This is a genomic window from Pseudomonas sp. N040, from assembly GCF_015637705.1.
Lineage (GTDB): Bacteria > Pseudomonadota > Gammaproteobacteria > Pseudomonadales > Pseudomonadaceae > Aquipseudomonas.
On the sequence record NZ_JADOBE010000011.1, the window covers coordinates 14,692 to 41,447 of the forward strand.

20 protein-coding genes are annotated in these 26,756 nt (G+C 61.4%); 5 read left to right on the forward strand and 15 right to left on the reverse strand.

All coding sequences use genetic code 11. The annotated features are described in order from the left end of the window. Positions 1 to 103: 103 nt before the first annotated feature. The 8 genes from ISX93_RS15475 to ISX93_RS15510 all read right to left on the reverse strand — a co-directional run bounded on the left by ISX93_RS15475 (position 104) and on the right by ISX93_RS15510 (position 12,770). Positions 104 to 2,482 (reverse strand): efflux RND transporter permease subunit, encoded by a 2,379-nt coding sequence (locus tag ISX93_RS15475; RefSeq protein ID WP_195779664.1) that lies wholly within the window; start codon positions 2,480 to 2,482, stop codon positions 104 to 106. Next, a complete protein-coding gene (locus ISX93_RS15480) occupies positions 2,479 to 3,537 on the reverse strand; it encodes a WD40/YVTN/BNR-like repeat-containing protein (protein WP_229732243.1) in 1,059 nt (352 codons plus the stop codon). The genes ISX93_RS15475 and ISX93_RS15480 overlap by 4 nt, the downstream gene beginning before the upstream one ends. A 242-nt stretch (positions 3,538 to 3,779) precedes the next feature. Next, complete coding sequence (locus ISX93_RS15485; protein WP_195779665.1) at positions 3,780 to 5,144, reverse strand: DUF1329 domain-containing protein; 1,365 nt, start codon at positions 5,142 to 5,144, stop codon at positions 3,780 to 3,782. A gap of 64 nt (positions 5,145 to 5,208) precedes the next feature. After that, on the reverse strand, positions 5,209 to 7,143 hold the full coding sequence (locus ISX93_RS15490; RefSeq protein WP_195779666.1) for a DUF1302 domain-containing protein: 1,935 nt from the start codon (positions 7,141 to 7,143) through the stop codon (positions 5,209 to 5,211). A 541-nt stretch (positions 7,144 to 7,684) separates the two neighbouring features. After that, complete coding sequence (locus ISX93_RS15495; protein WP_195779667.1) at positions 7,685 to 8,116, reverse strand: acyl-CoA thioesterase; 432 nt, start codon at positions 8,114 to 8,116, stop codon at positions 7,685 to 7,687. Between the two features lie 202 nt (positions 8,117 to 8,318). Next, positions 8,319 to 9,482, reverse strand: coding sequence for an iron-containing alcohol dehydrogenase (locus ISX93_RS15500; protein ID WP_195779668.1), 1,164 nt, complete (start codon positions 9,480 to 9,482; stop codon positions 8,319 to 8,321). 259 nt (positions 9,483 to 9,741) lie between these two features. Then, entirely contained in the window at positions 9,742 to 11,532 is a 1,791-nt protein-coding gene (locus ISX93_RS15505) for an acyl-CoA dehydrogenase C-terminal domain-containing protein (RefSeq protein ID WP_195779669.1), read from the reverse strand. Then, positions 11,529 to 12,770 carry a 3-hydroxyacyl-CoA dehydrogenase gene (locus ISX93_RS15510; protein WP_195779670.1) on the reverse strand — a complete coding sequence of 414 codons (1,242 nt, stop codon included), beginning with the start codon at positions 12,768 to 12,770 and terminating at the stop codon, positions 11,529 to 11,531. Before ISX93_RS15510 ends, ISX93_RS15505 begins: the two co-directional genes overlap by 4 nt. 94 nt (positions 12,771 to 12,864) lie before the next feature. Here ISX93_RS15510 and ISX93_RS15515 point away from each other — a divergent pair, with 94 nt between their 5' ends. Continuing rightward, positions 12,865 to 13,764 carry a LysR substrate-binding domain-containing protein gene (locus ISX93_RS15515; protein ID WP_195779671.1) on the forward strand — a complete coding sequence of 300 codons (900 nt, stop codon included), beginning with the start codon at positions 12,865 to 12,867 and terminating at the stop codon, positions 13,762 to 13,764. A 1-nt stretch (position 13,765) separates the two neighbouring features. Here ISX93_RS15515 and cysG read toward each other — a convergent pair whose 3' ends face one another. The 6 genes from cysG to ISX93_RS15545 all read right to left on the reverse strand — a co-directional run bounded on the left by cysG (position 13,766) and on the right by ISX93_RS15545 (position 21,442). Continuing rightward, positions 13,766 to 15,148: a siroheme synthase CysG gene (gene cysG / locus ISX93_RS15520; protein ID WP_195779672.1), complete on the reverse strand. Its 1,383-nt coding sequence runs from the start codon at positions 15,146 to 15,148 to the stop codon at positions 13,766 to 13,768. Positions 15,149 to 15,254: 106 nt separating this feature from the next. After that, a complete protein-coding gene (gene serS, locus ISX93_RS15525) occupies positions 15,255 to 16,535 on the reverse strand; it encodes a serine--tRNA ligase (protein ID WP_195779673.1) in 1,281 nt (426 codons plus the stop codon). A gap of 93 nt (positions 16,536 to 16,628) precedes the next feature. After that, positions 16,629 to 17,003 carry a fluoride efflux transporter CrcB gene (crcB, locus tag ISX93_RS15530; protein ID WP_195779674.1) on the reverse strand — a complete coding sequence of 125 codons (375 nt, stop codon included), beginning with the start codon at positions 17,001 to 17,003 and terminating at the stop codon, positions 16,629 to 16,631. Then, the gene (locus tag ISX93_RS15535) at positions 17,000 to 18,325 is read right to left on the reverse strand and encodes a replication-associated recombination protein A (protein WP_195779675.1); all 1,326 of its coding nucleotides are present in this window, start codon (positions 18,323 to 18,325) and stop codon (positions 17,000 to 17,002) included. Before ISX93_RS15535 ends, crcB begins: the two co-directional genes overlap by 4 nt. 20 nt (positions 18,326 to 18,345) lie before the next feature. Further along, positions 18,346 to 18,972 (reverse strand): outer membrane lipoprotein chaperone LolA, encoded by a 627-nt coding sequence (gene lolA / locus ISX93_RS15540; protein ID WP_195779676.1) that lies wholly within the window; start codon positions 18,970 to 18,972, stop codon positions 18,346 to 18,348. 40 nt (positions 18,973 to 19,012) lie between these two features. After that, a complete protein-coding gene (locus ISX93_RS15545) occupies positions 19,013 to 21,442 on the reverse strand; it encodes a DNA translocase FtsK (protein ID WP_195779677.1) in 2,430 nt (809 codons plus the stop codon). Between the two features lie 221 nt (positions 21,443 to 21,663). Between ISX93_RS15545 and trxB the strand changes: the two genes are divergently transcribed. From trxB to infA, 4 genes are all read left to right on the forward strand, one after another. Then, the gene (gene trxB / locus ISX93_RS15550) at positions 21,664 to 22,611 is read left to right on the forward strand and encodes a thioredoxin-disulfide reductase (RefSeq protein WP_195779678.1); all 948 of its coding nucleotides are present in this window, start codon (positions 21,664 to 21,666) and stop codon (positions 22,609 to 22,611) included. 39 nt (positions 22,612 to 22,650) lie between these two features. Beyond that, positions 22,651 to 23,331: a leucyl/phenylalanyl-tRNA--protein transferase gene (gene aat, locus ISX93_RS15555; RefSeq protein WP_195779679.1), complete on the forward strand. Its 681-nt coding sequence runs from the start codon at positions 22,651 to 22,653 to the stop codon at positions 23,329 to 23,331. A gap of 53 nt (positions 23,332 to 23,384) precedes the next feature. Continuing rightward, positions 23,385 to 24,092, forward strand: coding sequence for an arginyltransferase (locus ISX93_RS15560; protein WP_195779680.1), 708 nt, complete (start codon positions 23,385 to 23,387; stop codon positions 24,090 to 24,092). Between the two features lie 98 nt (positions 24,093 to 24,190). After that, complete coding sequence (infA, locus tag ISX93_RS15565; protein WP_002553999.1) at positions 24,191 to 24,409, forward strand: translation initiation factor IF-1; 219 nt, start codon at positions 24,191 to 24,193, stop codon at positions 24,407 to 24,409. 61 nt (positions 24,410 to 24,470) lie between these two features. On the opposite strand, the gene clpA is transcribed toward infA, so the two are convergent. Further along, complete coding sequence (gene clpA, locus ISX93_RS15570) at positions 24,471 to 26,741, reverse strand: ATP-dependent Clp protease ATP-binding subunit ClpA (RefSeq protein WP_195779681.1); 2,271 nt, start codon at positions 26,739 to 26,741, stop codon at positions 24,471 to 24,473. Positions 26,742 to 26,756: the final 15 nt, after the last annotated feature.

Here is a 26,756-nt window from a genome sequence, read left to right on the forward strand (position 1 = left end):
CCTGGCTGCCTCAATGACGCAAGCGCTCAGCTGCAGTTGACCCATTCGGCCACAAACAGAAACCGCGGCCGGAGCCGCGGTTTCTGTTTGTGGCCTTGCCGGCTTAATGCGCGAGCAGCGACCCGCCGATCTTGCCGGCCAGTTTCTCCGGCTTGATCAGGTAATTGGCCAGTGCCGGCAGCAGCCACAACGCACCGAACATGTTCAGCAGGAACATGAAGGTCAGCATCAGGCCCATGTCGGCCTGGAACTTGATCGCCGAGAACATCCAGGTTGCCACGCCGATCGCCAGGCACAGGCCGGTAAACAGCACCGCCTTGCCGGTCGACTTGAGCGTCTGGTAGTAGGCTTCCTGCAGCGGAAGGCCGGCGCGCAGGTAGGTATCCAGGCGGCTATAGATGTAGATCCCGTAATCCACCCCGATCCCCACCCCCAGGGCAATTACCGGTAGCGTCGCCACCTTCACGCCGATGCCGAGGAAGGCCATCAGCGCATTGCCCAGCACCGAGGTCAGGACCAGCGGGATGACTATGCAGATGGTCGCCGGGAACGACCGGAAGGTGATCATGCACATCACGCCGACACAGATGTAGACCATGATCAGGATCAGCAGCTCGTTGGTCTTGATCACCTGGTTGGTGGCCGCCTCGATACCGGCATTGCCGGCCGCCAGGAGGAATTGCAGGTCCTCGCTGTTGTTGGCAGCGGCGAAGGCCTCGACCGTTTGCACCACGTTGTCCAGCGTCTGCGCCTTGTGGTCGTTGAGGAACACCACCAGCGGCACCATCGAGCAATTGGGGTTGTACAGCCCGTCGGAACGGCCGACCGAGTTGTTCAGTACATCCTGGTTGCGCGACAGCGACTGCCACTTCAGGCTGCCCTCGTTCATGCCCATGATCATCTGCTTGGAGACCGTGATCAGCGACAGGGTGGACTGCACGCCTTCGGTGTTCTCCAGCTTCCACATCAGCTCGTCAAGCGCTTCAAGGTTGGCGTGCTGCATGCACATTTCTTCCTTGCTCTTGACCATCACGACCAGGACATCGGAACTGGTCGAATAGTTGCTGATGATGAAGTCGTTGTCCTTGTTGTAGCGCGAGTCCGGACGCAGCTCCGGCGCGCCCTGGTCGAGGTCGCCAATCTGCAGGTTGTGCTTCTGGTACCAGAAGGCGGATACGCCGACTGCCAGCGCAATCAGCACCGAGACCAGCGCCACGCGCGGATTGGCGAAGTTCGACAGCAGGCGCCAGAACGGATGCTCGCGCACCGCATCACGCTTGCTGATCTCGATCGCCTTCTTGCTGATGCCCAGGTAGGAGATCGCCACCGGCAGCAGGATCAGGTTGGTGAACACGATCACCAGCACACCCAGCGAGGCGCTCATGGCCAGTTCGCGGATCACCCCGATGTCGATCACCATCAGCGTGATGAAGCCCACGGCGTCGGCCAGGATGGCAATCATGCCGGGCAGGAACAGTTGCCGGAACGTACGTCGCGCCGCGATCAGCGGGGTATCCGAATCGCTCGAGTTGAGCGCGATGCCATTGATCTTCTGTACGCCATGGGAAATACCGATGGCGAAGATCAGGAACGGCACCAGCATCGAGTAGGGATCCAGGCCAAAGCCGACCAGGTGCATCAGGCCGATCTGCCAGATCACCGCGATCAGCGTGGTCGACAGCACCGAGATGGTGCTGCGCATGCAGCGGGTAAACCAGTACAACAGCACCAGGGTAATCATGAAGGCGGCAAAGAAGAAGGTCACCACCATGGTCAGGCCGTCGATCAGGTCACCGACCTTCTTGGCAAAGCCGACAATGTGCACCTTCACATTGGGGTTCTGCGCCTCGTACTTCTTGCGAATCTGCTCTTCCAGCAGGTGGGAGAACTGCTGGTAGTCCAGGTTCAGCAACTTGCCCTTGTCCTGCGGGTCGGGATAGACCTCGAGCAGGGGCACCTCGATGATGCTCGACTTGAAGTTGTTGGCGACCATGCGCCCGATCTGCCCGGACTTGAGCAGGTTGTTGCGCAGCACCTCGAGGCTTTGTGCGTCACCGTTGTAGGTCTGCGGAATCACCTCGCCACCGGTGAAGCCTTCCTCGGTGATCTCGATCCAGCGCACCCCGGCACTCCACAGCGAGCGCAAGCCGGAGCGCTCGACCCCCGGCATGTAGAACAGCTCGTCCTGCATCTGGCGCAGGGTTTCCATGTACTGCTTGTCAAAGATGTCGCCCGTCTTGGCTTCCAGCGAAATCCGGATGCTGTTGCCACCGCCAAGATCCTCGCGGTTCTGCATCATGTTTTCGATGAAGGGGTGATGCAGCGGGATCATCTTCTCGAAACTGGTCATCGGGCGCATCTGCACCGCCTGAAAGGCCAGGAACAGGGTCACCAGGGTACAGATCAGGATGACCTTGAGCCGGTTGTTGAAAACCAGGCGTTCCAGATAGGTGGTTTTTTCACCTTCGCAAATCTGCGTCATTGCGCGCTCTCCATTTGTTCTGCTGTTGCAGGCAGCGGCGGCTGGATCAACTGCACACCGCCCTGCCCGACGGTAAGCAATTGGCCATCAGGCCCGGCCACCACGCTGCTGATCGGCTGACGGTCAGGCGCATTCACCACGCTGAAACTCAGGCCATCGTCGTGGCTGACGGCCACGCTGCCGCCGTTACCCACCAGCACGATGCTACCGTCGGGCAAGGCCGATGCTCCCGCCAGGCCGAAATTGAAAGGCTCGCTGCCGCTACCCGGCAAGGTGATCTGCTGCCAGCTGTCACCAAAATCGGTGGAGCGAAACAGGCTGCCGCGCAAACCGAACACCAGCAGGCTGCGCGACTGGTTCAACGGCAGCGCACCAAACAGTGAACCTTCATAAGGCGGCTCGACCGTCTCCCAGCTCTGGCCGTTATCGAAGGAGCGGAAAATCAGGCCCATTTCACCGGCGATCAACAGGCCGCCATCCTTGACCTGGATGATCGAGTTCAGGTGCACCCCGTCCTCGTTATCCAGCAGGTCGCCGATGTCTTCCCAGCTCTTGCCACCATCGGTGGTTTCCAGCAGGGTGCCGTAGGCGCCGCTGGCAATACCGTGCTCAAGATTCTCGAACCAGACATCAATCAGCGGTGATTCGCGCTCCGGGTCCTCGAACTGCAACGTCCAGGTGGCCCCGCCATCGGTACTCGCCAGAATCTGCGCGTCATGGCCAACCGCCCAGCCGTGCATGGCATCGACAAAGAACACCGCGGTGAGCAACGCGCGGGTCGGCACCTTGGCCTGCACCCAGGTCTGACCCTGATCGTCGGAATAGATGATGTGCCCGCGCTGCCCGACTGCTATCAGGCGCGAGCCGGCGCTGGCCACATCCAGCAACAGGGTACTGGCGATCTTGGCCACCGGCACCTCGATCGCAACTACCGCGGCAGGCTCCGCTGCGCTGGCCAGTGCCGGCAGGGACAGACCGCCCGTCCACAGCGCTGTAGCCAGCGTCAGGCAATGCATGGTCGCGCAGACTGGTCGCGCCAGGCCATGACGGCTCATCGCAGCGCTTGCGGCTTTACTGAAAAATTCGGTCATGTTTCCCCCATGAACTGCTTTACAACAACTGCAGCAGCAACCGCCAACCGGCAAGCCCTGTCCGCGACTGCCAAAAATGTGTGCCCGCCGGACGCCGCAACAGCATCCGGCGGCAGGTCCCACCCTACGTTTTGCACCCGACAGGTAACTGGGACAAAGCCTAAAAAAAAGCCGCTAACTGGTAGCGGCTTTTCCCGTCTAGCCGATCAACGTCCGCTACGACGCAGGGAGGCAGGCGTGAACTCGCCGTCATCCGGTACCGGCAGGTTGAACTGCAGGGTGGTTTTCTCCTCGCTGTCGAGGTTCTGCACGTGGTAACGACCGGACTGCAGGTCGTGGTACACATCCAGCGCACTCCAGGTGGTCGGCAGGTCGTAGTAGTTCTTCAGGTAGGCCAGCGACACCCGCCAGAGGTCGCCGCGGCCATCGTACTGGTCAACCTCGGCGGCCTGCCAGCTGTCCTCGTCGAGGAAGAACACGCGCTTGGAGTAGATGTGCCGTGCATCCGCCTTCAGGTTGGCTTCCACCACCCAGACCCGGTGCAGTTCCCAGCGGGTCAGCGTCGGGTCGAGGTGGCCAGGCTTGAGGATGTCCTCGTACTTGACGCCCTTCTGGGTCAGCCGGTAGTTGTTGTAAGGGATGTACACCTCACGCTTTTCCAGCAGCTTCCAGTCGTAGCGGTTGGGCGAACCGTTGTACATGTCGGTATCGTCCGCCGTACGCAGGGCATCCGACTCTTCGATCGGCGAATCGTAGGCCAGGTTCGGCGCACGCCGCACGCGGCGCTGACCGACGCTGTAGGTCCAGGCCTGACGCGGCTCGGCCACCTGATCGAGGGTCTCGTGGACCAGCGTGGCGCCACCGGCCAGTCGCGCCGGGCTCTTGATCTGGTTCAGATAGAAGAACATGCGGTTGTTGATGCTTTCGTAGGTAGCCCCGGGTACGTAGTACTTGAACAGCACCTGGGTATTGCCGCTCACCGGCACGAAGCTGCCGTTGCGCTGTACCGCCACTTCGGCACCGGTCCGCAGCACATAGGTACCACGGTAGCGGGCAATGTGGTTCCAGATGGCCTCGACGCCACTCTTCGGAATCGGGAACGGGATACCGCCAATGGCATTCTTGAAGCCGTTGCCACCATCGACCAGTTGCGCGGTGGTCGCATTCTTCTTGGTGTTGTCATACACCCACTGCGGAGCCGCACCCGAACGACGGGTCTGATACACCGGCATCTTGAAGGTGGTGGGATAAGCCGTCATCAGGGCGATTTCACCCGGTGTCAGGTTGGCCTTGTACTGTTCCATGTTGGCCTTGTCGATGGTGAACTGCACCTTGTCCTCGGGAAACGGATCCGGGTGATGCTCGCCTGACTTGTAGCCTGCGGGGCCTGCGGTGATGCCACCGGTCCAGGCGGGAATGGTGCCAGCCGCGTTTCCGGCCTTTTCGCCACCCAGCGGGGTCAGCGTGGTGCCCAGCGCCTCGGCTTCCTGGGCGGAAATGGCGGCAAAGGCGTTACCGGCAGTCAGCGCCATGGCTACTGCCGCGGCAATCAGCGAATGCTTGATCAGCATGGTTATGCTCCGTGATTTAGTGATTCAGCCGGACCCGTCGGGCCCGGCTGGTACGCATGAATTATTAGAAGGAGTACTTGACGTTGACGCCGATATTGTCGCGGTCGCGCAGGCCGTTATCGTTACCGGCACCGAAGAAATCGGTGTAGGCAATCTCGGCTTCCAGGGTGTTCTGGTAGTTGGCGTTCAGCCCCACCGTGTAAGCCTTGGTGCCTTCGACGTAGCTGCCGGCCTGGTGCGAGTTGCCTTCGAAGTCATGCTTCCAGGCGACATTTGGCGAAAGATTGACCCCGGCAAACACATCGTTCCAGGTACCCTGGGCCAGCAGGGTATAGCTGTAGGCATTGCGGTTGATCTGGTTATCGCGGCTGTTGTCCACATCCAGGTACTCGGCGTTTTGCGCGCCGGAAAAGTAACGGTTGCTGCCGTCGTAGGCGGTGTATTGCAGACTGTCACCACGGTATGACACACCTGCGACTTCAGCCACGCTGAACAGCGAGTTGAAGCCCAGTGCCGGCCCCCAGTTCTGGATGCTGCCGATGGAGTAGTTGTACATCTCGACGCGCTTGTAGTTACTCAGCGAGTCACCCAACCCAACATCCTGACCACCAACCAGTGCTGTCCCTCCAGATACCACATTGGGAGCCTGGGCGATGGTGTCACCCAGCATGTCATCCGAAGTGGAAATCCCAATCGGCATATTCGGCCGGTAGGCAATTTCACCGAAGTAGGAGTTGTCACCAGCCGAGGTGCTGAAACTGAAACCATACATGCGTACGTCTTCCACATACTCGCGCTGGGCGTTGATAGCACCCAGCAGATCGATAGTCGCGAAGACTGGATAAAGCGCGCCGAGGCCTGGATCAGGCACGGCAGTGTAATCACCAAAGTTGGAGTTAATCAGCGGCTCTTTGGTGTGATAGTTGATGAAATACACACCAAATTCGGTGGAGTTCAGCTCTTCGACTATGTACTTGGCGTTTGCGCCCCACTGACCACCGTCACGAGCGTCCAAGTCCTGATTGATAGTGGCAACCCGGGCAATCTGGTTGCCAGGACCGTTCTCCGGATAAATGAAGGTGTCTCCCTGGAATCCAAAGAACTGGGCAAGCGCGGGATTCGCGCTATAAAACTCGAGCGGCGTAGCCCCGCCGAGCAAGCCCACAGGTTGACCAAGGGGTGTGTCGGAAAAGTTGTTGTACGCGTAGTTGCCACCCGGCGCGAACAGGTCATCGTTGGAATAATAGGTACCTACCGGGTCCTGCACGGTCTCGGTCCAGGCCCACTGGTAATAACCTTCCACGGACAGGTCATCGGTTATACCGAGGTTGAAACCCAGGGCTTCGGTGGGAATCAACACTTCCTTGATTTCTGAACCCGGCAGCCGGAATGCCGAGGCATCTACCGGGTTGGAGGTATTGATGCCGTCACGCACGAACAGCGCTTCACCCCAGTTGAAGACCTGCTTGCCGACCTTGACGTTGAGCGGCATGTTGGCCACATCCCAGTCGCCATACAGGTAGGCATCGAGAATCTTGGCGTCCTGACCGGAAATATCCTGCGCTTCATCACCGAAATGGCTGTCATGCGGATAGGACTGGCTTGGCTGGGAAGGATCGTTATTGCTGTTGTAATCACTGTTGTGATTCATCAACTCGGTGTCATACAGCGCGGTACCGCGCACAAAGGCACCATAGTTCTGGTACTGCAGGGACAGGTCGGAGGTAAGCTTGAATACCTGGGAAACCAGCCCCGTGTCGAAGTTGCGGTTGCCGTCGTTGCCGTTGATGCCATCGTTGTCATTGTCCTGGCTCTTCACCCGCCACAACTGGCCATAGGAAGCGGTGTTATCCAGCGAACCGGTGATCTCGTCATCCGCAAAGCTGAATTCGAGGGCTTGCGCCTGGGCGGCTACCAGCAGCGGCAGGATGCCGGCCAGGGTGAATCCGGCGGCTGCCGGAGCGAGGCGCAACAAGGATTTTCGGGGTTTGATTTGCATCGACATTACTCCGTGTACCAATTGTTCTTATTCGAGAGCGTCGCAGATCGAGCTGGACGCGCGTTACACACCACCACCATCCGCTGGGGCGGACGTTTGCAACCACCTGCACTACCAGTCATTGTCACCGTTGCGGTTTGAACATGGCACGAAAGTGCAATTTCGCAAGACTACCGCCTGGCAATCGTTTGTTACAACCAGAAAATGCATCATTGCGGGAGCGGGTCTGGCTGCACCACGAATCCAGCGTTTGCCTCTTCCGGCAAGACAACGAAAATCCACCCGGCTCTGGCGCAGTAGAGACTTTTTTGCGTTGCCAATGCAAGGGCCAATCCGGACAAACCACGGACATTTGTTTCGGTCCCCTGCCTCCCTGCCACAGCGGATTTCAAGTTGCGCCAGATGGCACCCAACAAAGCCGGGGGCACTCGTGCAGCACGAGTGGCAATGACCTGGATACACGGCCGTTGCAAACGCAACGACAAGCCCTGGCTATCAGCATGGGCAGCGGCTTCTTGCATGCTGGCGGCCCCGCCAGCGGTCATGGCATCAACCGCGCCAGCGCGGCGCGCAAGGACTCGGGGATGCTGGTCGGGCGGTTGCTGTCGCGCTCGACAAACACATGGACGAAGCGCCCGGCCGCACAGGCCTGCTCTTCGCCGTGTTTGAAAATGGCCAGTTCGTACTGCACCGAACTGTTGCCCAGCTTGCCCACGCGCAGGCCGACCTCGATACGCTCGGGAAAGGCGATCGAAGCGAAGTAGTCGCAGCTGGAACTGACCACGAAGCCAACTACCTCACCGGCATGGATATCCAGCCCGCCCGCCTCGATCAGGTAGGTGTTCACCGCGCTGTCGAAAAAGCTGTAATAGACGACGTTGTTCACATGGCCATAGACATCGTTGTCATGCCAGCGCGTGGTGATCGGCTGGAAGTGCCGGTAGTCGTCACGCAGGTGTTGGGGTTGGTTCATGCAGGTTCCTCGCTTGCCAGAGCCCACCTTAAAGGTCCGGGCAGATGGCTGAATAGTTTGATTTGTCAGCTGTATCACGGCCTATCGACCGACCGTAGCCTGGCGCCACTCTCCCCAACCCTCTCCCATAAATGGGATAGGGGGTTGCTCCAGGTTTCCCGGAATTCTCTGGCACCCCCTCTCCCGCTTGCGGGAGAGGGGGTTAATACGCTTCCTGATAGATCGCCAGCGCATCCACCTCACTGACCTCACGCGGGTTATTCATCAGCAAGCGCTGCTGCAGCATGGCATCGCTGGCCAGTTGCGCCAGCATGCTTTCCGGCACACCAGCATCGCGCAAGCGACTGGGCAGGCCGCAGCGCCGGTTGAGCTGGCTCAGTTCGTCGATGAACTGCTGGCACAAGCTTTCCGTCGAGCCCTGCTGCAGGCGTTCGCCCAAAAGCAATGGCGCCAGTTCGGCATACAGCGGTGTGGCAACCGACGCGTTGAAGCGCAGCACCGCCGGCAGCACCAGCGCATTGCTCAAACCATGCGGAATATGGAAGTGCCCGCCCAGCGGATAAGCCAGCGCATGCACCGCACCGACCGGTGCATTGGCAAACGCCTGCCCGGCCAGACAGGAACCGAGCAACATCGCCTGCCGTGCTTCGCGGTTCTGCCCGTCGTGCATCACCGCAGCGAGATTGGCCGCCAGCAGGCGCAGGGCTTCGCGCGCCAGCAGGTCGGACAGTGGGTTCTTCTTGATCTTGCTGGTGTAGGACTCGATGGCATGCACCATGGCATCAATGCCGGTGGCCGCTGTGATGGCCGGCGGCAAACCGAGCGTCAGGTCGGCATCCAGCAACGCCAGATCCGGCAGCAGAATCGGCGAGACCACACCCATCTTGGTGGTTTCACCGGTGGTGACGATCGCTACCGGCGTCACTTCCGAGCCGGTACCGGCGGTAGTCGGTACCTGAATCAGCGGCAAGCGCTGGCCTTTGGCGTTGCCGACTCCGTAGATGTCCTTGAGTGGCTGCAGGCACAGCGGATGCGCCAACAGGGCCACCAGCTTGGCCACGTCCATCGAGCTGCCGCCGCCGAAACCGACCACCAGTTGTGCCTGCATCGCCCGCGCCTGCTCCACGGCTGCCAGCACCACCGCTTCAGGCGGATCGGCCAGCACCTGATCGAACACTTGCACCGCCACGCCTTCGGCAGCAAAACCGGGCAGGATGGCGTCGAGCATGCCCAGCCGGGTGATGCCCGGGTCGGTGACGATCAATACCGCCTGCGCCCCGCGCTCGCGGCACAACGCGCCAAGCCGCACGGCGGCGCCGGATTCACAGAGGATCTGTGCGGTGGTGGCAAAACTGAAGGGTTGCATGGCATGACCTCGTGCGAATGGGTTGCAGAGTGAAACGGCATTGCTTCTGGTAGGTTGGGTTGAGCGTAGTGAAGCCCAGCACGGCTGGCATCAATGGCGCTGATCCTGATGAGACTGAATGCTGTTCCCTCGCCCCTTTGGGGAGAGGGTTAGGGAGAGGGGGGGCTACGTAACAGCCAGCTAAAGCCCCTCTCCCCAGCCCTCTCCCGCAAGCGGGAGAGGGGGTAATTCATGCCACAGTTATCAGGTACATAAGCATTCAAAACGCAAAGCTGCTCTCCGGCATCGCCATCAGGCAGCTCGCACCACCCAGCAGGGCTTCGCGATGCGCACTGGCGCGCGGCAGGATGCGGCGCAGGTAGAACTCCGCACTGTGCAGCTTGGCCTGATAAAACGCCGCCTCACTGCTCCCAGCCTCCAGTGCATCCTGTGCACGGGCGGCGGCCTGCAGCCAGAAGCCGGCCAGCAATACGTAAGCCGAATACTGCAGGAAGTCCACCGAACTGGCTCCGATTTCCTGCACATCGCGCTGACTCATGGCGATCACTTCGCTGCTCAGCTCGCGCCATTCGCCCAACCGTTCAAGCACGGTACTGGCCATCGCCGCCAACGCCGGACGAGCTGCCTGGGCATCGCACAACTCGCTGAACTCGGCCTGCAGCGCAGACAGTTCGGCACCGCCATCGCCCAGTACCTTGCGGCGGATGAAATCCAGCGCCTGAATGCCGTTGGTGCCTTCGTAGATCTGCGTGATGCGGCTGTCGCGCATCAGCTGCTCCATGCCCCACTCGCGGATGTAGCCGTGTCCGCCGTAAACCTGCACGCCGAGGCTGGCGACTTCCTGGCCCATGTCGGTAAAGAAGGCTTTGACGATCGGGATCAGCAGCGCCGCGCGCTTGCTGGCCGCCTTGCGCACCTGCGCATCCACAGGGCCGTGTTCCAGATCAAGCTGGCGCGCGGTGTACACCGCCAGCATACGGCTGCCTTCGACCAGGGTTTTCTGCGTCAGCAACATGCGCCGTACATCCGGGTGCACGATGATCGGGTCGGCCGCTTTCTGCGGTTCGGCCGGACCGGTCAGCGCCCGGGACTGCAGGCGCTCGCGGGCATAGCGCAGCGCGCCCTGAAAGGCCGCCTCGCCGATCCCCAGCCCCTGCAGACCCACCTGAAAGCGCGCGTCGTTCATCATGGTGAACATGCAGGTCAGCCCCTGATTGGCCTCGCCAATCAGCCAGCCGGTGGCGCCGTCGAAGTTCATCACGCAGGTGGAACCACCCTTGATGCCCATCTTGTGTTCGATCGCGCCACAGCTCAGGGCATTGCGCGCGCCGAGGGAGCCATCGGGATTGGCGATGAATTTCGGCACCAGCAGCAGGCTGATGCCCTTCACCCCGGCCGGCGCATCGGGCAGCCGGGCCAGCACTAGATGCACGATGTTCTCGGTCAGATCCTGCTCGCCGCCGCTGATGAAAATCTTGCTGCCGCTGACCTTATAACTGCCGTCAGCCTGGGGTTCGGCCTTGGTGCGCAGCAAGGCCAGATCGGTACCGGCCTGCGGTTCGGTCAGGCACATGGTGCCGCCCCAGTGGCCGCTGACCATTTTTTCCAGATAGGTTTGCTTGAGCACCGCACTGCCATGCTTGTGCAGCGCCAGCACGGCGCCTTCGGTCAGCCCGGAATAGACGCGAAATGACAGGCTGGAGGCCATCAGCATTTCGTGAAAATTGCAGGCGACCATCTGCGGGAAGCCCTGACCGCCAAACTCAACCGGGCCGGTCATGCTCGCCCAACCGTTATCGACATACTGCCGGTAGGTCTCGGCAAAGCCGTCCGGGGTGATGACCCGACCGGCTTCGAGGCGACAGCCCTGCTCATCGCTGTTGCGATTGAGCGGCGCGATTTCGTCGGCGGTAAAGGCGGCAGCTTCTTCCAGCACACCATCGATCAGCTCACTGTCCAGACCATTGCCCAGCAAGGCGCAGTGACCGTCAACATCAAACAGTTCATGCAAGACAAAGCGCATGTCGCGCAACGGGGCTTGATAGCTCATGGACGACCACCTGTTACATCGGAAAATGACTGACCGCTGGCGGCCAGTTGTTCGATCAGCCGCGCCGGCTGCCAGTGGCTGCCAAACTGCGCCTGCAACTGCTGCAGACGCGCCAGCAGATCGGCCGCGCCCTGCGTATCGGCCCAGCTCATCGGCCCGCCGCGCTCGGCCGGGAAGCCATAACCGTTAAGGTAGACCAGATCGATGTCGTGACTGCTCTGCGCAATGCCTTCCTGCAGAATCTTCGCGCCTTCGTTGACCAGCGCCAGCAGGCAGCGCTCGAGGATTTCTTCCTGACCGATGCTGCGCCGCACAAAACCCAGCGCTTCCGACACCTGCAGCACCAGTGCATCCACTTCCGGATCCGGCTCGGCCTGACGGCTGCCCTCGGCGTAGCGGTAGTAACCCATGCGCGACTTCTGGCCAAAGCGGCCGAGTTCACACAGGCGGTTATCCACCTGCACGGTCGGCTCATCCTGCCCCTTGCCAGCCAGTTCACGGGCGCGCCATTCGAGGTCAATGCCGACCACGTCGTACATGCGGAACGGCCCCATGGCGAAACCGAATCCCTGCAAGGCGGCATCTACCTGATGCGGATAAGCGCCTTCGAGCAGCATCTGCCGGGCTTCGCGCACATAGGTGGCAAGCATGCGGTTACCGATAAAGCCGTCACAGTTGCCGGCCACCACACATACCTTGCCGATACGCCGGCCGAGCTCCTGCGCAGCCTCCAGCACCGCTGGTGCGGTCTTGGCGCCGCGCACGATTTCCAGCAGCTTCATGATGTGCGCCGGGCTGAAAAAGTGCAGACCCAGCACCTGTTGCGGCCGAGCGGTGACGGCGGCAATGGCGTCGATATCCAGCGCCGAGGTGTTGCTGGCGAGGATCGCCGAAGGTTTGGCGATGCCATCCAGTGTGCGGAATATCTGCTGCTTGAGTTCGAGGTTCTCGTAGACCGCCTCGATCACCAGATCAGCGTCCTTCAGCGCACTGTAATCGCCCACTGCCGTGACACAGGCGCGCCGCTGTGCGGCCTGCTCTTCGCTGATGCGCCCCTGACGCACGCCGTGAGCCCAGGTCTCGGCGATGGCGCTCAGCGCCTGTTCCAGCATCTGCGGGTTGTTGTCCAGCCACAGCACCGCAATGCCGGCATTTGCCAGACTCATGACAATCCCGCGGCCCATGGTGCCGGCGCCGATCACGGCGGCCTGACGGATACTGAAAACAGTGTTGCTCATTGAATTCCCTCGGTGCAGAAAAAAGTCGTCCGCCACCATAGGCAAGCCGCTACTATTTTAGAAATTTATTCTTGTGATACATGGTATTTGTTAAGTGAATATATCAACCTTCGACCTCAATCTGCTGCGCGTACTGGATGCCCTGCTGCGCGAGCGCAATGTCTCGCGCGCCGCCGAGCGCCTGGCCCTGAGCCAGCCGGCGGTGAGCAATGCGCTCGGGCGCCTGCGCGATCTGCTCGACGATCCGCTACTGGTACGCGCGGGCCGCAGCATGCAGCCGACGCCACGCGCACTGGAATTGGAGGCGCCGATTCGCGCGGCGCTGCAACAGATCGAACAAAGCCTCGGCGAAGGTGTGCGCTTCGACCCTGCCAGCAGTCGCCGGCGCTTTCGCATCGCCCTGACCGACTATGTCGAGCTGGTGTGCATGCCACGCCTGTTGCAGCAACTGGCGGTGGAGGCACCACAGGTGCAGATCGTCACCCAGCACCTGTCACCCAGCCTGCCGGTGGACGCACTGGAGAAAGGTGAACTGGACCTGGCGCTGGGCCGCTTCGAGGAAGTACCGGCGCATTTCATGCGCCGCCAGTGGATGAGCGAGACCCTGCAGCTGGCGATGCGCCGCGACCATCCGCTGCTGCAGCGCGCACCCGACCTGCAGCGCTTTCTCGGCCTGCGCCACCTGTGGGTGCATGGTGGCCAGACCCGTGGCATGGTCGACCAGTGGCTGGCCGAACAGGGCCTGCAGCGACAGATCGCCTACACCACGCCGAACTACCTGCAGGCCGCGCATATTGCCGCCACCACCGATCTGGTCGCGGTACTGCCGACCCGCCTGGCGCGCTACTTTGCCGGGCTGTTGCCGCTACAGCTGTATGACCTGCCGTTCCATCTGGGACCGTTCCACCTGCACATCACCAGCCTCGCCCAGCGCGAACGCGATGCGGCGCTGCAATGGCTGATCGGCAAGATCGAGCAACTCGGACAGGCCTGAGTCAGCGACTGGCCGCGCCTTCGAACCAGGCCAGCTTGTCGCGCAACTGCACCACTTCGCCGACAATCACCAGGGTCGGCGCATGCACTTCATGCTCGGCCACCAGCTGCGGCAGGCTGCCCAGGGTACCGGTGAATACCCGCTGATTCCGCGTGGTGCCCTGCTGCACCAATGCCGCCGGAGTATCGGCAGGGCGGCCGTGGGCAATCAGTTGCCGGCAGATCAGCGGCAGACCAACCAGGCCCATGTAGAACACCAGCGTCTGGCCGGGGGCGGTGAGGTCCTGCCACGGCAGGTCGCAACTGCCGTCCTTCAGATGACCGGTAACGAAGCGCACCGATTGCGCGTGGTCGCGGTGGGTCAGCGGAATGCCGGCATAGGCAGCACAACCGGAAGCTGCAGTAATGCCCGGCACCACCTGGAAGGGTATGCCGTGGGCGGCCAGTTCTTCGATCTCTTCGCCGCCACGGCCGAAGATGAACGGATCGCCACCCTTGAGGCGCAGCACGCGCTTGCCCGCCTTGGCCAGATCGACCAGCCGCTGGTTGATCTGCTCCTGCGGCACGGCGTGCTCGGCGCGTTGCTTGCCGACATAGATGCGCTCGGCATCGCGGCGGCACAGGTCGATGATGGCCGGTGCTACCAGACGGTCGTACAGCACCACATCGGCCTGCTGCATCAGGCGCAGGGCGCGGAAGGTCAGCAGATCGGGATCACCCGGGCCGGCACCGACCAGATACACCTCGCCCTGTACGGGCTGCGCGCCGCCAGCAACTTTCGCCGCCAGCAGGCGCTCGGCCTCCGCCGGGCGGCCGGCAAATACCCGCTCGGCAATCGGCCCCTGGAACACGTCCTCCCAGAACACCCGGCGTTGCTGCACATTGGGTAGCAGGCTTTTTACCTGGGCACGAAACTGCTTGGCCAGTGTTGCCAGTTGGCCATAGGTAGCCGGTATCCAGGTTTCGATCTTGGCGCGGATCAGCCGCGCCAACACCGGCGCATCGCCGCCGCTGGTGATGGCGACGATCAGCGGTGAGCGGTCGACAATCGCGGGGAAAATCACCGAGCACAGCTTGGGCGCATCGACCACATTGACCGGGATGCACAGGGCCTGGGCTTCTTCTGATATCCGCGCATTCAGCGCTTCGTCGTCGGTCGCCGCGATTACCAGCACCACGCCTTGCAGATCGCTGGTCTGATAGCCACGCAGCTGCACACCGGTGCCAGCCAGTACAAGCAACTCTTCATCGACCTCAGGCGCGACAACTCGCAATTGCGCGCCGGCCTCCGCCAGCAGACGCGATTTGCGCAGCGCCACCTCGCCGCCGCCGACCACCAGCACCGGGCGGTTCTTCAGATTGTGGAACAGCGGCAGGAAGTCCATGGCGGTCCCAATGGCAGGTATACGTAGGGTGAATAACGGCCAGCGGCCTTATCCACCAATAAAAATTGCGGTGGAAAACGCGTTGCGGTTTTCCACCCTACGGACGCTAACCGATAACGTCGATGCCGCCCATATAGGGCTTGAGCACGTCCGGCACTTTGATGCTGCCATCAGCCTGCTGGTAGTTTTCCAGCACGGCGACTAGGGTGCGGCCCACCGCCAGCCCGGAGCCATTAAGCGTGTGCACCAGTTCCGGCTTGCCGGTTTCCGGATTGCGGTAGCGCGCCTGCATGCGCCGCGCCTGGAAATCGCCGCAGTTGGAGCAGGAAGAAATCTCGCGGTACTTGTCCTGGCTCGGCACCCAGACTTCCAGGTCGTAGGTCTTGGTCGCGCCGAAGCCCATGTCGCCGGTGCACAGGGCCAGTACGCGGTACGGCAGGCCCAGCAGCTGCAGGACTTTCTCCGCATTACCGGTCAGGCTTTCCAGCGCCTCACAGGATTTGCCGGGCTCGACGATCTGCACCATCTCGACCTTGTCGAACTGGTGCTGGCGGATCATCCCGCGAGTGTCACGCCCGGAAGCACCGGCTTCACTGCGGAAACATGGGGTATGCGCCACGAACTTCAGTGGCAGTTGCTTGGCATCGAGAATCTCGCCGGCAACGATATTGGTCAGCGACACTTCGGCGGTCGGAATCAGGTACAGATCGGCCTCGCCTTCGCGGGCGATCTTGAACAGGTCTTCCTCGAACTTGGGCAACTGGCCCGTGCCTTGCAGCGCACCCGCCTGCACCAGATAAGGGGTGTAGGCCTCTTCATAGCCATGCTCGCTGGTGTGCAAATTGAGCATGAATTGCGCCAGCGCCCGGTGCAGCCGGGCGATCGGCCCGCGCATGATGGAAAAGCGCGCGCCCGACAGCTTGGCGGCAGTTTCAAAGTCCAGCCAGCCATGCTGTTCACCAAGGGCAACGTGGTCCTGAATGGTGAAATCGAAGGGCCGCGGGGTGCCCCAGCGGCGCACTTCGACGTTTTCTTCTTCGCCCGCGCCCTCAGGCACCGATTCGTGCGGCAGGTTGGGAATGTTCAGCATCAGGCTGTCGAGTTCGAGCTGGATGGCTTCCAGCTCGCGCTTGCCGGATTCCAGATCGCTGCCCAGCTGGTCGACTTCAGCCAGCAACGGGGCGATATCCTCGCCGCGTGCCTTGGCCTGGCCGATGGCCTTGGAGCGCGTGTTGCGTTCGTTCTGCAGCTGCTCGGTACGGGTCTGTAAGCTCTTGCGCTGCGCCTCAAGGGCCTCGAAGCGCGCTACGTCGAGCTGAAAGCCACGTCTGGCCAGGCGCTCGGCGACGTCATGAAGCTGCGAACGGATGAGTTTGGAATCAAGCATGGCGTGGATCTCGACAGCAGAACAATTGGTTGATGGAGCCAGCGGCGCAGTTTACGAACTGTTCGCCGCCAAGCCGAGTGTTTTTAGCAGGTATCAGAGCCGTGCCAGGCTCATCCCCAGCCAGGCCGCGCTCAATCCGCCGAGCACGCTGCACAGCAGGTAGCTGATTGCCACCCCGAGCTGCCCCTTCTCCAGCAGGCCAAGGACTTCCAGGCTGAAGCTGGAAAAGGTGGTCAGGCCGCCCAATACCCCGACTGTCAGGCCGGTACGCAACACCAGCGGAATGTCGGTGCGCAACAGGAACAGTGCCGAGAGGAAGCCGATCGCCAGGCAGCCGATCAGGTTCACCGCCAAGGTGGACAGGTAATAATGCCGGGGCCAGTTGGCCACCACCCAGCTGTTGGCCAGAAAGCGCAGCACGGAGCCTGCTGCACCACCAACCGCCACCGCCAGCGCAACCTTGATCATGGTTTTCTCCTTTGCCGGGGGCTCTGCCGGTCCAAGGCCCTGAGGTGCTCCAGCTTGTCGCGAATCTTCAGCTCCAACCCGCGCGGTACCGGCTGGTAATAGCGGCGCGGCGCCAGCTGCTCGGGGAAATAGTCTTCACCCGCCGCGTAGGCCTCCGGTTCATCATGGGCATAGCGGTATTCATCGCCATAGCCGAGCTCTTTCATCAGCTTGGTTGGCGCATTGCGCAAATGCAGCGGCACTTCCAGCGAGCCGTGCTCGGCCGCCTCGCGCATGGCCGCCTTGAAGCCCATATAGACGGCGTTGCTCTTCGGCGCGCAGGCCAGGTACACCAGCGCCTGGGCCACCGCCAGCTCACCTTCCGGGCTGCCCAGGCGTTCCTGCACGTCCCAGGCATTCAAGCACAGGGTCAGTGCCCGCGGATCGGCATTGCCGATGTCTTCGCTGGCCATGCGCACCACGCGACGGGCGATGTACAGCGGATCACAGCCACCATCGAGCATGCGTGCGTACCAGTACAACGTGGCATCGGGATCGGAGCCGCGCACCGACTTGTGCAGGGCGGAGATCTGGTCGTAAAACGCCTCACCGCCCTTGTCGAAGCGCCGCACGCTGTCGCCGAGCAGGTTTTGCAACAGGTCAGTGCCGAGGGCCTGTCCGTCTTCAGCCAGATCAGCGGCATTCTCCAGCAGGTTGAGCAAGCGCCGGCCATCACCATCGGCAGCCGCCAGCAACAGTTGCAGGCTTTCCTCCGGCAGCGTCAGGTGACGCTTACCCAGACCTTTATCCTCAGTCAGCGCGCGCTCGGCGAGACGGCGCAAGGCCGCTTCATCGAGACTTTTCAGTACATACACACGCGCCCGGGAAAGCAGTGCATTGTTCAGTTCGAAGGAAGGGTTCTCGGTGGTCGCGCCGATGAAAATCAGCGTGCCGTCTTCGACAAAGGGCAGAAAGGCATCCTGCTGGCTCTTGTTGAAGCGGTGCACTTCATCGACAAACAGGATGGTCCGCCGGCCATACTGGGCGGCCTGCTGGCGGGCCATATCGACTGCCTGACGGATCTCCTTGACCCCGGAGAGCACTGCCGAGAGGGTCTCGAAGTGCGCATCGGAGACTTCTGCCAACAGCCGTGCCAGGGTGGTCTTGCCCACGCCCGGCGGTCCCCAGAAGATCATCGAATGCAGTGCGCCCTGCTCCAGCGCCTCGCGCAGCGGCTTGCCGGGAGCCAGCAGGTGCTGCTGGCCCACGTACTCATCCAGACAGGTGGCACGCAGGCGGGCTGCCAGTGGCTGGGCTAGCGGTTCGCTGCGAAACAGTTGCATGAAATGAACTGGGACCTCGGTTATTCCTGGATGACGTCAGCCCCTGCGGGCACTTCGAAGGTGAACTGGCTGGCCGGAATCGGCGGGTTCATCTGCACGCCGAGAAACAGGATGTTGGTGCGCTGGCCGACGTTGTCGATCAGCTGCATGTCGTTGATCACACCGTTGCGAAAGGACAGGCGCAGGCTCTCGAACAGGCTGTCGGCGGCTTTCGGCTTGAGAATGAAGTCGACCACATTGCCGCCTTCCTTGAGCGTGATCTCGAAGCTGTCGGCGATCTGCGAGACATCACCCGAGAGCAGCAGCGCCGGGGTGTGGGTCAGGCGCTGATCCATCTTCTGGATGGTCACCTGCTCCAGATCCGGATCGTACAGCCAGATCTGCTCGCCATCGGACACCAGCAACTGCTCCATAGGCGCATCGGTATGCCAGCGGAACTGTCCCGGACGCTTGAGCGCCATCTCGCCGGAGGTTTCCTGCAACTGGGTGCCGCTACCATCGAGGGTCAACTGGGAAAAACGGCCGCTGATGGTCTGGGCCTGATTCAGCAGGGTGGTCAGGCGCTGGATAGCCACCTGCTCGCTGGCCTGCAACGAAAAGCTGGCAAAACCAAGCAGTGCTACCAGCAGCATGCGGGTAAGGCGCATGGGAATCCTCTTCAAGTTGTAAAAATCAAACGGGACGAAATCAGTCGCGAATCGGCCCGGGGGCAATCACTTCGCGCGAACCATTGGTACTCATGGAGGTGACCACGCCGGCCATCTCCATCGCTTCGATCATGCGCGCCGCGCGGTTGTAGCCGATCTTCAGCTTGCGCTGCACGGCGGAAATCGAGGCCCGCCGGCTCTCGGTGACAAAGCGCACGGCCTCGTCATACAGCGCATCTTCCTCGCTTCCCTCTCCGCCTTCGCCGTAGCCACCCTCGCCACCGGAGGAGAAACCGTCGTCACCACCGGCACCGGCCAGGATGTCTTCGATGTAATCCGGCGCACCACGCAGTTTCCAGGCATCCACCACACGGTGGACTTCTTCATCGGAAACGAACGCACCGTGCACGCGAATCGGCAGCCCGGTCCCCGGCGGCAGATAGAGCATGTCACCGTGCCCCAGCAATTGCTCGGCACCACCCTGATCGAGAATGGTCCGCGAATCAATCTTGCTCGAGACCTGGAAGGCCATGCGCGTCGGAATGTTGGCCTTGATCAGGCCGGTGATCACATCCACCGACGGCCGCTGGGTCGCGAGGATCAGGTGAATCCCGGCGGCACGGGCTTTCTGCGCGATGCGCGCGATCAGTTCTTCGACCTTCTTGCCGACGATCATCATCATGTCGGCGAATTCGTCGACCACCACCACGATGGTCGGCAGGGTTTTCAGCAGCGGCGCTTCGTCTTCCATGTTCTGCCGCTTGTACAGCGGGTCAGTCAGCGGCGTACCGGCGTCGATGGCATCCTTGACCTTGCGGTTGAAGCCCGCCAGGTTGCGCACGCCCATCGCCGACATCAGCTTGTAGCGCCGCTCCATCTCGGCAACGCTCCAGCGCAGCGCATTGGCGGCTTCCTTCATGTCGGTCACCACCGGGCACAGCAGGTGCGGAATGCCCTCGTAGATCGACAGTTCGAGCATTTTCGGGTCGATCATGATCAGCCGCGCCTCTTCCGGCGTGGACTTGAACAGGATCGACAGGATCATCGCGTTGACCCCCACCGACTTGCCCGAACCAGTGGTCCCGGCCACCAGCAGGTGCGGCATGCGTGCCAGGTCGGCGATCACCGGCCGGCCACCGATGTCGTGGCCCAGCGCGATGGTCACCGGCGACTTGGCGTCATCGTACTCGGGCGACTCCAGCACTTCGGAGAAGCGCACGATCTGCCGGTCTTCATTGGGAATCTCGATGCCGACGGTGGTCTTGCCCGGGATGACTTCCACCACGCGCACGCTGATGACCGCCAGCGAGCGTGCCAGATCCTTGGCCAGCCCGGAAATGCGGCTGACCTTGATCCCGGCAGCCGGCTGAATCTCGAAGCGGGTAATCACCGGACCTGGATGCACCGATTCGACGATCACCTCGACCCCAAACTCCTTGAGCTTGATCTCCAGCAGCCGCGACATGGCCTCCAGCGACTCGGGGGAGAAACTCTTCTGTTTCTTCTCGGCCCGGTCAAGGATGGAAATCGGCGGCAAGGTGCCCTCGACCGCGCTGTCGACGAACAAGGGCGCCTGCTTTTCCTTCTGGACGCGCTTGCTCGGTTCGACTGATGCGGGCGCCTCGGGCGGATTGATTACTGGCGGCGTACGCTTTTCGCGCTCGACCACACTCTTGACCAGCGAGTCCTCGCGCTCGATCAGGCGCTCCTTGACCCTGGCCCGCTCGCGGCGGTCCGCCACGACAGGAGCAGCCACCTCGCTGACACGCACGTCGACCTCGCGCATTTTTGCCATGTGCAGTTTGTGTTCGCTGCGTGCATCCCACCAGCGGTTGATCAGGCTGTGCACCAGCTCGAACAGATCCAGGGTGATCTTGCCGGTAATGTCCAGCACCTTGAACCAGGAAAGGTCGGTGAACACGGTCAGACCGAACAGGAAGAAGGCCAGGAACAGCAGGGTGCTGCCCTGCACGTTGAAGGCGTCCAGGGACAGCTGGCTCAGGCTTTCACCCAGCGCACCGCCAGCCGAAGCGGGCATCAGCCGGTCGTCGAGGAAATGAATGTCAACCAGTGCCGCGCCCGACAGCACCAGGAAGATCAAGCCAAGCAAGCGCCAGGAAAACAGCCAGCCATTCCAGTCCAGCGGCTGCTTGTGCTGCCGGTAGACCTGCACGGTCTTGATCATCAGCAGCAGTGGAAACAGGTAGGCAAAATAGCCCAGCGTCATGAACAGCACGTCGGCACACCAGGCACCAAAGCGGCCACCGGCGTTCTGCACCTGCTCGATTGTGCTGGCGTTGGTCCAGCCCGGGTCGGTGCGGTCGTAGCTGAGCAGGGCCAGCCACAGGAACAGGCACATGGCAGCCAAGGCAATCAGCACGCCATCCTGCAACCGGTAGTTCAACTGGGTACGCCAGGCCGGCGCCTGGGGGGGAGTGGCAGACTTCTTCAAAACAGCGGGTTCCTGCACATCAACGGGGTTTCAGGCATCGATCGGATAAACACAATCTATTGTACGGATTTAACTGCGCGATAGCATGCTTGCGGGGCATTCAGCCACACCAGCAGGGCAATCCGGTCACCCGACTCCCTCTGGCCTGCGCTTCCGTGTAGCATAACCGCCAGTTTCTTTCGCGCGGCTCAATTTGAGCATGCATTCTCTTTTGCGACAAAGACTTATGAGATCTTTTTATGAGTGAAGTCAAGCATTCCCGCCTGCTCATCCTGGGCTCCGGCCCGGCAGGCTACAGCGCTGCCGTCTACGCGGCGCGCGCCAATCTCAAGCCATTGCTGATCACCGGCATGCAGGCCGGTGGTCAACTCACCACCACCACCGAAGTGGACAACTGGCCGGGTGACGTGGAGGGCCTTACCGGCCCGGCCCTGATGGAACGCATGCAGAAGCACGCCGAACGTTTCGACACGGAAATCGTCTTCGACCATATCCATACCGCCGAACTCCAGCAAAAGCCCTTCATCCTCAAGGGTGATAGCGGCACCTATAGCTGCGACGCACTGATCATCGCCACCGGCGCCAGCGCCCAGTACCTGGGCCTGCCCAGCGAAGAAGCCTTTTCCGGCAAGGGCGTTTCCGCCTGCGCGACCTGTGACGGCTTTTTCTACCGCAACCAGGTGGTCTGCGTGATCGGTGGCGGCAACACCGCCGTCGAAGAGGCGCTCTACCTGTCGAATATCGCCAAGGAAGTGCACCTGATCCACCGCCGCGACAAATTGCGCTCGGAGAAGATCCTGCAGGACAAACTGTTCGAGAAAGCCGCCAACGGCAACATCCGTCTGCACTGGAACCATTCGCTGGATGAAGTCCTGGGTGATGCCAGTGGGGTCACCGGGGTGCGCCTGAAGGACACCCTGGACGGGACCACCAAGGAATTGAGCCTGACTGGCGTATTCATTGCCATCGGCCACAAACCCAATACCGATCTGTTCGTCGGCCAACTCGACATGAAGGACGGCTATCTGCGGATTCGCGGCGGCAGTGAAGGCAATGTCACCGCCACCAGCATCGACGGCGTGTTCGCCGCCGGCGACGTGGCTGACCACGTCTACCGTCAGGCGATTACTTCGGCAGGCGCCGGCTGCATGGCCGCGCTGGACGCCGAAAGCTATCTCGACCTCTGAGTGAATGGCGGTACGCCCGGGCGTACCACCCTCCCCCGCATGCTGACCTGGCTGCAACGCGACTCCCTGAAGTTTCCACCCCTCGACAATGCCCTGCAGGAACCCAACGGCCTGCTGGCTGCAGGTGGTGACCTTTCCCCTGCGCGCCTGATCCAGGCCTACCGGCATGGCTGCTTTCCCTGGTATCAGGACGGCCAGCCGCTGCTCTGGTGGTCACCCGATCCGCGCACCGTGCTGTTTCCCGAGGAACTGCATGTATCCAGAAGCCTGGCCAAGATAATCCGCCAGGGCTGCTTCCAGTTCAGCTTCGACCGCGCGTTCGACGCCGTGATCCAGGCCTGCGCCGGACCGCGCAGTTACGCCGAGGGCACCTGGATCACCAGCCCGATGCAAGCCGCCTATCGCGAACTGCACCAACGCGGCGTGGCCCATTCGGTGGAGGTGTGGTCAGACGGCAAACTGGTTGGCGGCCTCTACGGTCTGGCCATGGGCCGGCTGTTTTTTGGCGAGTCGATGTTCAGTCACGCCAGCAACGCCTCGAAAGCCGGCTTCGTGTACCTGGTCGAGCACCTGCGCAACTGGGGCTTCGTGCTGATCGACTGCCAGATGCCCACACAGCATCTGCACAGCTTTGGCGCCAGGGCGATTCCGCGCCGGCAATTTGCCCGGTATTTGCGGGACAATCTGGACCAGCCCAGCACTGCCGACTGGCGCAACTAGTCGCGCCCGCAGAGCTGACTTACACTTGTAAAGAGGTTCTTCGAGAGCTGATCATGACCGAGCTGGCCCACCTGAAGTTCTATGCCACTCAGCCACATCCATGCAGTTATCTGCCAGGCGAGCAGGCTACCACCCTGTTCCTCGACCCCAGTCAACCAATGGATGTGGATATTTATGCCCAGTTGTCCACGCTTGGCTTTCGCCGCAGCGGCGATCACCTCTACCGCCCGCATTGCCAAAACTGCCAGGCCTGCGTTCCGGCAAGAATTCCGGTCGAGCGCTTCACGGCAAATCGTCAGCAACGCAAGATCCTCAAGCGTAACGCCGACCTGACTGTCAGGGTCGTCAAGCCGCTGTTCAGCGAGGACCATTACAGCCTGTACCTGCGCTACATCGAGGCCCGCCACGCCGACGGCGACATGTACCCGCCAAGTCGCGAGCAATTCAGCACTTTCCTGCTGAGCGAGTTGCCATTTGCCCGCTTTATCGAGTTTCGCCTGGCCGGCCAGTTGCTGGCGGTTGCAGTTACTGACGTTCTGCCCAACGGACTTTCTGCCGTCTACACCTTCTTCGACCCCGCGCACGAACAGCGCAGCCTGGGGCGCTACGCGATTCTCTGGCAGATCGGCGAAGCCGCGCGGCTCGGCCTGCATGCCCTGTACCTGGGTTACTGGATAAAAAACTGCAGGAAAATGAGTTACAAGACCCAATACCGCCCGCTCGAATTGCTGGTTAATCAGCGCTGGACAGCCATTACCTGAGACCCTTGGCGTTTCGGGGACTTTTCGGGCACAATGCACGCCGTTTTGCCCGGTGCCCTTCGCACCCGGCCACTCTTTGCAACCGAGGGCTTTACTGCATGTCGAAAGAAGACAGCTTCGAAATGGAAGGCACTGTCGTCGACACCCTGCCCAACACCATGTTCCGTGTGGAGTTGGAAAACGGGCACGTCGTTACCGCGCATATCTCCGGAAAAATGCGCAAGAACTATATCCGCATTCTGACTGGCGACAAGGTTCGTGTGGAGCTGACGCCCTACGACCTGAGCAAGGGCCGCATCACTTACCGCGCCCGCTAAAGTCGCTGAAAACAAAAACGCCCGGCATGCCGGGCGTTTTTGCTGGTCGGCCTTTAACCTGTCAGGCCATTTCGGCAGTGGTTTCGAATTCGAATACCAGTTCGCCATCTTTTTCGTCGATGTGCACCACTCCGCCGTGCTCGGCCAGTTCGCCGAACAGTATCTCTTCGGCCAGCGGACGCTTGATCTTGTCCTGAATCAGCCTAGCCATCGGCCGCGCGCCCATCTGCACGTCATAACCACGCTCACCCAGCCAGTTGCGTGCGGCTTCACTGACCTCCAGATGGACATGCTTGTCTTCCAGTTGCACCTGCAACTCGATGAGGAACTTGTCCACTATGTTCTTGATCACTTCGTGGCTCAGCCGGCCAAACTGGATGATGGTGTCCAGGCGGTTGCGGAACTCCGGGGTAAAACTCTTCTTGATCACTTCCAGCGCATCGGATGAATGATCCTGATAGGTGAAGCCGATTGATGCCCGCGCGGCCGTTTCGGCCCCGGCATTGGTGGTCATGATCAGGATCACATTGCGGAAATCAGCTTTGCGCCCGTTGTTGTCGGTCAGGGTGCCATGATCCATCACCTGCAGCAGCAGGTTGAAGACTTCCGGGTGCGCCTTCTCGATCTCGTCAAGCAGCAGCACGCAATGCGGCATCTTGGTGATGGCTTCCGTCAGCAGGCCACCCTGATCGAAACCGACATAGCCGGGTGGCGCGCCGATCAGGCGGGAAACCGTGTGCCGTTCCATGTACTCGGACATGTCGAAGCGCACCAGTTCGATGCCCATGGACTTCGCCAGTTGCCGGGCAACTTCGGTCTTGCCCACCCCCGTCGGGCCGGCAAACAGGAACGATCCTACCGGCTTGTCCGGTGATTTCAGACCGGCGCGCGACAGCTTGATCGCCGTGGACAGCGCATTGATCGCATCATCCTGGCCGAAAACGGTCAGGCGTAAATCACGCTCGAGGTTGCGCAATTGCTCCTTGTCCGAGCTGCTGACGTGCTTGGGCGGGATCCTGGCGATTTTCGCGACTATATCCTCGACCTGCTGCACCTCGATGCACTTGACCCGCGAAGCCTCCGGCTGCAACCGCTGGTAGGCCCCCGCTTCATCGATGACATCGATGGCCTTGTCCGGCATGTGACGGTCGTTGATGTAGCGCGCAGCCAGCTCGGCAGCCGCATGCAGCGCAGCATCGCTGTATTCGATATGGTGATGCTGCTCGAAGCGCCCTTTCAGCCCCTTGAGGATGCCATAGGTATCCTCAACGGAAGGCTCGACGACATCGACCTTCTGGAAGCGCCGCGCCAGAGCGCGATCCTTCTCGAAAATCCCGCGGAATTCCTGGAACGTGGTCGAGCCGATGCAGCGGATCTCGCCGCTGGAAAGGACCGGCTTGAGCAGGTTGGAAGCATCCATGACGCCACCGGAAGCAGCGCCCGCACCAATGATGGTGTGAATCTCGTCGATGAACAGGATGGCATGCGGACGCTTGCGCAGTTCGTTGATCAGCGCCTTGAAGCGCTTCTCGAAATCACCACGGTACTTGGTTCCGGCCAGCAGTGCGCCCAGATCCAGTGAATAGACCACGCTGTCGGCCAGCAAGTCGGGAATCTGCTTGTCGACAATGCGCTTGGCCAGACCCTCGGCAATGGCGGTCTTGCCGACACCGGCCTCGCCCACCAGCAAGGGATTGTTCTTGCGTCGCCGCGCCAGAATCTGCGCGACACGCTCGACTTCCAGCTCACGGCCGACCAGTGGATCAATCCGGCCCTGGCGTGCCAGTTCGTTCAGATTGCTGGCATACGCATCCAGCGGGTTGGTCGAAGCCGGTGCGTCGCCACTCTCCTCGTCCTGCATCTCCTGCTCACCGTCGCGCTGCTCGCCGGCACCCGGCACCTTGGAGATGCCATGAGCGATAAAGTTGACCACGTCGATACGCGCCACATTCTGCTGCTTGAGCAGGAACACGGCCTGGCTTTCCTGCTCACTGAAAATCGCGACCAGCACATTGGCGCCGCTGACTTCGCGCTTGCCGGAACTTTGCACATGGAAAACGGCGCGCTGCAGCACGCGCTGAAAGCCGAGAGTCGGCTGAGTCTCGCGCTCTTCATCATGCTGCGGGATCAACGGCGTGGTGGAGTCGATGAACTCTTGCAGCTCGCGCCGCAGCTTGTCCAGATTGGCCCCGCAGGCGCGCAACACCATGCTGGCAGCCTCGTTGTCCAACAGCGCCAACAATAAGTGCTCAACCGTCATAAATTCATGGCGCTTGGCACGCGCCTCCTTGAAGGCGAGATTGAGGGTAACTTCGAGCTCACGGTTCAACATAGCTTCACCTCATAC